Source organism: Mycobacterium nebraskense (assembly GCF_002102255.1).
Lineage (GTDB): Bacteria > Actinomycetota > Actinomycetes > Mycobacteriales > Mycobacteriaceae > Mycobacterium > Mycobacterium nebraskense.
Window position 1 is genome coordinate 176,996 of record NZ_LQPH01000171.1, and the last position, 7,778, is coordinate 184,773.

General features: G+C 66.0%; 6 protein-coding genes. 5 read left to right on the forward strand and 1 reads right to left on the reverse strand.

The genetic code is table 11. The features are described from left to right. Positions 1 to 46: 46 nt before the first annotated feature. From purB to AWC17_RS27030, 3 genes are read left to right on the forward strand one after another with little or no spacing between them, the layout of a single operon-like run. Positions 47 to 1,465 (forward strand): adenylosuccinate lyase, encoded by a 1,419-nt coding sequence (gene purB / locus AWC17_RS27020; RefSeq protein WP_085165493.1) that lies wholly within the window; start codon positions 47 to 49, stop codon positions 1,463 to 1,465. Further along, the gene (locus AWC17_RS27025) at positions 1,462 to 2,709 is read left to right on the forward strand and encodes a cytochrome P450 (protein WP_046184087.1); all 1,248 of its coding nucleotides are present in this window, start codon (positions 1,462 to 1,464) and stop codon (positions 2,707 to 2,709) included. The genes purB and AWC17_RS27025 overlap by 4 nt, the downstream gene beginning before the upstream one ends. Beyond that, the gene (locus AWC17_RS27030; RefSeq protein ID WP_047321874.1) at positions 2,706 to 3,725 is read left to right on the forward strand and encodes a tellurite resistance/C4-dicarboxylate transporter family protein; all 1,020 of its coding nucleotides are present in this window, start codon (positions 2,706 to 2,708) and stop codon (positions 3,723 to 3,725) included. The genes AWC17_RS27025 and AWC17_RS27030 overlap by 4 nt, the downstream gene beginning before the upstream one ends. Here the strand turns inward: AWC17_RS27030 and AWC17_RS27035 are convergent. Beyond that, positions 3,690 to 4,310, reverse strand: coding sequence for a hypothetical protein (locus AWC17_RS27035; protein WP_046184089.1), 621 nt, complete (start codon positions 4,308 to 4,310; stop codon positions 3,690 to 3,692). The genes AWC17_RS27030 and AWC17_RS27035 overlap by 36 nt on opposite strands. Positions 4,311 to 4,374: 64 nt before the next feature. Between AWC17_RS27035 and AWC17_RS27040 the strand changes: the two genes are divergently transcribed. Both AWC17_RS27040 and AWC17_RS27045 read left to right on the forward strand, forming a co-directional pair. Beyond that, complete coding sequence (locus AWC17_RS27040; protein WP_085165495.1) at positions 4,375 to 5,262, forward strand: phosphoribosylaminoimidazolesuccinocarboxamide synthase; 888 nt, start codon at positions 4,375 to 4,377, stop codon at positions 5,260 to 5,262. Continuing rightward, positions 5,259 to 7,421: a S9 family peptidase gene (locus tag AWC17_RS27045; protein ID WP_085165497.1), complete on the forward strand. Its 2,163-nt coding sequence runs from the start codon at positions 5,259 to 5,261 to the stop codon at positions 7,419 to 7,421. The genes AWC17_RS27040 and AWC17_RS27045 overlap by 4 nt, the downstream gene beginning before the upstream one ends. Positions 7,422 to 7,778 lie beyond the last annotated feature (357 nt).

A 7,778-nucleotide genomic window follows, 5' to 3' on the forward strand; every position in this document is an offset into this window, starting at 1 on the left:
ACCGCAAGCCGGTCAGCGGGGGAGGCCGATCGTAAGCTCTATGTCTGTGAGCATTCCGAACGTCCTGGCCGCCCGGTACGCCAGCGCGGAAATGGTCGCGATCTGGTCGCCGGAGGCCAAGGTCGTTGCGGAGCGCCGGCTGTGGCTGGCGGTGCTGCGGGCACAGGCGGAGCTCGGGGTGGACGTTCCGCAGGACGCCATCGCCGACTACGAGCGGGTGCTCGAGGACGTCGATCTGGCCTCGATCGCGGAGCGCGAGCGGGCCCTGCGCCACGACGTCAAGGCCCGCATCGAAGAGTTCAACGCGCTGGCCGGTCACGAGCACGTGCACAAGGGGATGACCAGCCGCGACCTTACCGAGAACGTGGAGCAGCTGCAGATCCGGCGGTCCCTGGAATTGGTCTTCTCCCATGGAATCGCGGTGGCGGCGCGGCTGGCCGAGCGGGCGGTGGCCTACCGCGACCTGGTGATGGCCGGACGCAGCCACAATGTCGCCGCGCAGGCCACCACGTTGGGCAAGCGGTTCGCTTCCGCTGCGCAAGAGACGCTGATCGCGCTGACCCGGCTGCGCGAGTTGATCGACCGCTATCCGCTGCGCGGCATCAAAGGCCCGATGGGCACCGCCCAGGACATGCTGGACCTGTTGGACGGCGACGCGGCCAAGCTGGCCGAACTCGAGCGCCGAGTGACCCAATTCCTCGGTTTCGCAACCGTTTTGACCAGCGTCGGGCAGGTGTATCCGCGTTCGCTCGACCACGACGTGCTTTCGGCTCTGGTTCAGCTCGGCGCCGGGCCGTCGTCGATGGCCCACACCATCCGGCTGATGGCCGGGCACGAGCTCGTCACCGAGGGATTCGCGCCGGGCCAGGTCGGGTCGTCGGCGATGCCGCACAAGATGAACACCCGCAGTTGTGAACGGGTCAACGGGCTTCAGGTGGTGCTGCGTGGCTATGCCTCGATGGCCGCCGAACTGGCGGGCGCGCAGTGGAACGAGGGCGACGTATTCTGCTCGGTGGTGCGCCGGGTTGCGTTGCCCGACAGCTTTTTTGCCATCGACGGGCAGATCGAAACCTTCTTGACCGTGCTCGACGAGTTCGGCGCCTACCCCGCGGTGATCGCCCGAGAGCTCGATCGCTACCTGCCGTTCCTGGCCACCACCAAGGTACTGATCGCCGCGGTCCGCGCCGGAATGGGGCGCGAGGCCGCGCACCACGTGATACGGGAACACGCGGTCGCGACCGCGCTGGCCATGCGGGAACGCGGTGCGGAACCCGACCTCCTGGACCGACTGGCCGCCGACGAGCGACTGCCATTGGACCGAGCGGCGCTGGACACCGCGCTGGCCGACAAGAAGGCATTCATCGGCGCCGCCGGTGACCAGGTGGACGAGGTGGCCGCCATGGTCGACGCGTTGGTGAGTCGCTACCCGGACGCCGCCAAGTATGCCCCGGGTGCGATCCTGTGACCCTCGCCGGTGCGCTCGCGGGGATCGACTTCACCGATCTCGACAACTTCGCCAATGGATTTCCCCACGACTTGTTCGCCATACACCGGCGTGAGGCGCCGGTGTACTGGCACGAGCCCACCGACAACACCCCCGACGGCGAGGGCTTCTGGTCCGTCGCCACGTATGCGGAAACGCTTGAGGTGCTGAAGGATCCGACCACATACTCATCGGTTACCGGTGGCGGGCGGCCGTACGGCGGCACGCTGCTGCAGGACCTGGCCATCGCCGGCCAAGTGCTCAACATGATGGACGACCCGCGTCACTCACAGATCCGGCGACTCGTCAGCTCCGGACTGACACCTCGAATGATCCGGCTGGTCGAAGACGATCTGCGGTCCCGCGCCCGCCGGCTGCTGGATGCGGTGGTGCCCGGCGAACCGTTCGACTTCCTGGTCGATATCGCCGCCGAGCTGCCGATGCAGATGATCTGCATCCTGCTGGGAGTGCCCGAGTCCGAACGACATTGGCTGTTCGAAGCCATCGAGCCGCAGTTCGACTTCGGCGGCTCGCGCAAGGCCTCCCTTTCGCAGCTGTCGGTCGAAGAGGCCGGGTCGCGGATGTACGACTACGGCCAGCAGTTGATCGCGTCGAAGCGGGCCGAGCCGACCGACGACATGTTGTCGGTCGTGGCCAACGCGATGGTCGAGGATGCGGATGCGCCGTCGCTGTCGGATCTCGAGCTCTACCTGTTCTTCAGCCTGCTGTTCAGCGCCGGCGCGGAAACGACGCGCAACGCGGTCGCCGGCGGCCTGCTGGCGCTGGCCAACCATCCGGAGCAACTACGGGCGCTGCGTGCGGATCTCGATGCGCTGCCGACCGCCGTCGAGGAGATCGTGCGGTGGACGTCGCCCTCGCCGTCCAAGCGGCGCACCGCCACACGCGACGTCACGCTCGGCGGGCAGTCGATCGAGGCGGGACAGAAGATCCAGATCTGGGAGGGCTCGGCGAATCGCGACGCAGGCTTATTCGAGCGCGCCGATGAATTCGATATCAGCCGAAAGCCCAACCCGCACTTGGGGTTCGGCCAGGGCGTCCACTACTGCCTGGGCGCCAATCTGGCCCGCCTGGAACTGCGGGTGCTCTACGAAGAGCTGCTTTCGCGGTTTGAGTCGGTGCGGGTTGTCCGGCCGGTCGAATGGGCTCGCAGTAATCGGCATACCGGCATCCGGCACCTGGTTGTGGAACTCCTCGAGGAGCGGTGACGATCCGACCGTCCGATGTCGAGCCGACACCGGACGTCTTCGCCGCGGTGATGGCAACCGGAATTCTGTCGATCGCCGCGCACAACCACCGCTACAGCTGGATCAGCGACACGCTGGGCGTCATCGCCACCATCGGTCTGGTTCTCCTGGTCGCCTTGGTGGTTGCGGCGGCCGTGGGTAGGCGCCGGACATTGCGCTGGGACCTGACTGATCCCGATGTCACCCTTCGGTTGTTCACCTTCGTCGCGGCCTGCGCGGTGATCGACACCCGGCTGTCGTCCAATGTCTGGGTCCTGCGGGTGCTCGGCGCGGTGGGGCTGTGCTCCTGGCTGGTGCTGATCGGGGTCAGCGCGCGGAATATGTTGGCGCGCAGGTGGGCGGCGCTGCGCGACCATGCCCACGGGGCGTGGGAACTGGCCAGCGTGGGCACGTCCGGGTTGGCGATCGTGATCGCCCGGGCGGCCTTCCACACCGGTCATCGCTGGTGGCTGGCGGTGGCCGTGGTCGTGTGGGTGGCGGCGATCTTGATCTACGGGCTGATGACCTGGCTGATCTTGTGGCGAGTCGTCAACGAGCGGCAGGACCGCGACGGATTCGAGCCGGACACCTGGATCCTGATGGGCGGCATGGCGATTGCGACGCTGGCCGGCGACAACATCCATGTCCTGGCTCCAGCCTGGCTGGCCGGGCCGGTCCGCATGGTCACCGTCGTGACGTGGGTGACGGCCACCCTCTGGATACCTCCGCTGATCTACTTCGGCCTGCACCGAATCAGCCGGCGCCCCAGCATGCTGCGTTTCTCCGGCGTGTGGTGGGCGTTCATCTTCCCGCTGGGCATGTATTCCGCCGCCAGCTACGCCATGGCGGCCGAGATCGGCCAGCGGTCGTTGCTGACGGTTTCGTTGGTTTTCTTCTGGGATGCGTTGGCGGCGTGGCTCGTTGTGGTCGTCGCCGGGCTGCTGCTCGTCGGCCGCGCGCTGCTACAGCCCGCGAATCGAGATGCCGGCCGCCCGTAATTCGAGCGCGGCCAGGGCCCGGATGGTGGCCGGATCCTCCCGGCGCCACCCACCGACCGGATCCGTGCTGACCGCGGCGAGTTTTCCCGGAGGTCGGTTCGTCAACGCCCGCAGGGCAAGGAGTTGCTCGCCGGCCGGCGTCGCGGCCAGGGCGGTCACCGTCAATTTGCGTCGAAAGAACCGCAGCCGCAGGAGAAGCCACGGCACGTCCGCGACGAGGATCGGGACGGCGGCGATGGCCATCGCCAGCAGGACCGCAAGCCAGCTCGCGGTGGAGTCCAGGTCGTGGCCCGCGCCCGCAAGATCCAGCGCGGACTGACTGGCGGAGTTCAGCGGCTGGCTGACCGCGTCCCCCACCAAAGGGATGTGCTGTGCGCCGTGGCCGGCCGAAGCCAGATTGCCGGCGATGCCATGCGCGCCGCTCTCGACCTGCCGACCGGCCTCGGCGATCGTCGACACGGCGTCGTAAACCGCCAGGCCGACGAGCAGCCAGATAGCGGTCCACAGGACGACGGCGAAGTCGCTGAGTAGCTGGGCCATCAGCCGGCCGGGTCTGGTGGAGTAGGGCAAAAACCGCGGTGTCATAGTCTCGATCCCAGCACAGCTCCCGACACACGGCCCCTACTCGGGTGCCCGATAGGCTGACCCGATGCGTCCCGCACTGTCCGACTACCAGCACCTGGCCAGCGGCAAGGTCCGCGAGATCTATCGCGTCGACGACGAACATCTGCTGCTGGTCGCGACCGACCGGATCTCGGCATACGACTACGTCCTCGACAGCACGATCCCGGACAAGGGCCGCATCCTGACCGCGATGAGCGTCTTCTTCTTCGGTCTGGTCGACGCTCCCAACCATTTGGCCGGGCCACCGGACGATCCACGCATCCCCGAAGAGGTGTTGGGGCGCGGGTTGGTGGTGCGGCGGCTGGACATGCTGCCGGTGGAGTGTGTGGCGCGCGGTTACCTCACCGGTTCGGGATTGCTGGACTATCAGGCCACGGGAAAGGTCTGCGGCATCACCTTGCCGCCCGGCCTGGTCGAGGCCAGCAAGTTCTCCGAACCGCTGTTCACGCCGGCCACGAAAGCCGCGCTGGGGGACCACGACGAGAACATCTCGTTCGACAGGGTGATCGAGTTGGTGGGCGCGGTTCGCGCCAACCAGCTGCGCGACCGCACGCTGCAGATCTACGTTCAGGCCGCCGACCACGCCTTGACGAGAGGAATCATCATCGCCGACACCAAGTTTGAGTTCGGCACCGACCGCGACGGCAACCTGCTGCTGGCCGACGAGATCTTCACACCGGACTCCTCGCGATACTGGCCGGCTGAGGAGTACCGGGTTGGGGTGGTTCAGACAAGCTTCGACAAGCAGTTCGTCCGTAACTGGCTCACCAGCCCCGAGTCCGGATGGGACCGCCACGGCCCACAATCGCCACCACCGCTGCCCGACCACATCATCGACGCCACTCGGGGCCGCTATATCGATGCCTACGAACGCATTTCCGGCTTGAATTTCGGCGACTGGATCGGCGCATGACGGAAACACACGCCGGTGCGCCCCTGCCGCCCGTCGCCAAGCGGCAGGAGACCCGACGCGAGCATCACGGCGATGTTTTCATCGATCCCTACGAATGGCTGCGCGACAAGTCCGACCCTGAAGTCATCGCCTACCTAGAGGCGGAGAACGACTACGTCGATCAGATGACGGCTGATCTCGAGCCGTTGCGGCAGAAGATCTTTGATGAGATCAAGGCGCGTACCAAGGAGACCGACCTGTCGGTGCCGACCCGGCAGGGCGACTGGTGGTACTACGCCCGCACCTTCGAGGGAAAGCAGTATCGGGTCCAGTGCCGTTGTCCGGTGAGCGGTCCCGATGACTGGGATCCGCCGATCCTGGAAGAGGACACCGAAATCCCAGGTGAGCAGATCCTGCTCGACTCGAACGCAGAGGCGCAGGGTCACGAATTCTTCGCGCTCGGCGCCGCCACTGTCAGCCTGGACGGAGATCTGCTGGCATATTCCGTCGACGTCGTCGGCGACGAACGCTATACGCTGCGCTTCAAGGACTTGCGCACCGGCGAGCTGTATCCGGATGAGATCGTCGACATCGGGGCGGGGGCGACCTGGGCGGCCGACAACCGCACCGTGTATTACGTGACCCTGGACGAGGCCCACCGCCCCGACAAGGTCTGGCGCTACCACGTGGGCTCGGGCGAGGCGTCGGAGTTGGTGTATCACGAGGCTGACGAACGGTTTTGGCTCGGCGTAGGGCTCGCCCGTAGCGAGGCCTACGTCTTCATCGCATCGGGTTCGTCCATCACCTCGGAGTTCCGGTACGCCGACGCCGCTGATCCGCACGCACAGTTCACCGTCGTGCTGCCACGGCGCGAAGGCGTCGAGTACGCGGTCGAGCACGCGGTGATCGGCGGGCAGGACCGGTTCCTTATTCTGCACAACGAGGACGCGGTGAACTTCACGCTGACCGAGGCGCCGGTCAGCGAACCGACCCTGCAGCGCACCCTGATCCCGCACCGCGACGATGTTCGGCTCGACGGGGTGGATGCTTTCGCCCGCCATCTGGTGGTCAGCTACCGACGGGAGGCGTTGCCCCGGCTCCAGGTGTGGGACATCGATTCCTACGGGGAATACGGTGAGCCCGAGGAGATTTCGTTCGATTCCGAGTTGATGTCGGCGGGTCTCGCCGGAAACCCGAGCTGGGATGCGCCCAAGCTGCGGATCAGAGCGGGGTCGCTGGTCGTCCCGGCGCGGGTATACGACATCGACTTTGCCACCGGCGAACGCACCTTGCTGCGCGAGCAACCCGTGCTGGGTGGCTACCGCACCGCCGACTACGTAGAGCGGCGTGACTGGGCGCTCGCGGACGACGGCACCCGGATCCCGGTGTCCATCGTGCAGCGCGCCGGCATCGAATACCCCGCGCCGGCCTTGCTTTACGGCTATGGAGCCTACGAGATATGCACCGACCCCAGCTTCTCCATCGCTCGGTTGTCGCTGCTGGACCGCGGCATGGTGTTCGCCATCGCCCACATCCGCGGTGGCGGTGAGATGGGCCGGCCGTGGTACGAGCACGGCAAGCTGTTGGAGAAGATGAACACGTTCACCGACTTCGTCGCCGTGGCAAGGCACTTGGTCGACACGGGAGTCACCCGGCCGCAGCAGCTGGTGGCATTGGGCGGCAGCGCGGGCGGCCTGCTGATGGGCGCGGTCGCGAACCTGGCGCCGGAGCTCTTCGCCGGCATCCTCGCGCAGGTCCCGTTCGTCGACCCGCTGACCACCATCCTCGACCCCTCCCTGCCGTTGACCGTCACCGAATGGGACGAATGGGGAAACCCGTTGCAGGACAAGGACGTCTACTCCTACATGAAGTCATATTCGCCCTATGAGAATGTCGAGGGCAGGCACTATCCGGCCATTCTGGCGATGACTTCGCTGAACGACAGCAGGGTCTACTATGTGGAGCCCGCCAAGTGGGTGGCGGCGTTGCGGCACGCCAACGCCAACGGCAGTCCGATTCTGCTGAAGACCCAGATGAACGCCGGACACGGCGGAGTCAGTGGCCGCTACAAGGCGTGGCAAGAAACCGCATTCCAGTACGCCTGGCTGTTAGCTGCCGCCGGCGGTCACCGTAGCAGCGACGGCCAGGAAGGCGATCCCGGTGGCGGTCCGCAGCGGTAGCTGCGTCGTCATCGATTTGGGGTTGGGCGTCCGGGACGCGTAAGCGTTGGCCGCGAACATGGCCAACAATGAGCCAGACACTGTGGCTCAATGACGCCATCAACGATCAAGTCAGAGCGAGCGACCGACCCGATGGACAAGTGATACGAATTGCGAAGATCTTGTTTCCGCGGGTGATGGCGGCTAATCGCTGACTATGTGTGCCTTCCTTGGCAAGAACAACGCCGGAAGGATCGTCAACGCCACCAACACGACAGCCAGCACATACACCACTGTGTAACCCGACTTAGGACATTTTCGGGAGTCGGTGATGGCCCAGTGCGTTGACCTTTGGCTTCGTGTGTTGCCGGCCGGAAA

What these genes read in the sequence shown, in the direction of transcription:
- AWC17_RS27035 (WP_046184089.1), bottom strand. Translation starts at nt 4,310, where the DNA reads ATGACACCGCGGTTTTTGCCCTACTCCACCAGACCCGGCCGGCTGATG.
- AWC17_RS27040 (WP_085165495.1), top strand. Translation starts at nt 4,375, where the DNA reads ATGCGTCCCGCACTGTCCGACTACCAGCACCTGGCCAGCGGCAAGGTC.
- AWC17_RS27045 (WP_085165497.1), top strand. Translation starts at nt 5,259, where the DNA reads ATGACGGAAACACACGCCGGTGCGCCCCTGCCGCCCGTCGCCAAGCGG.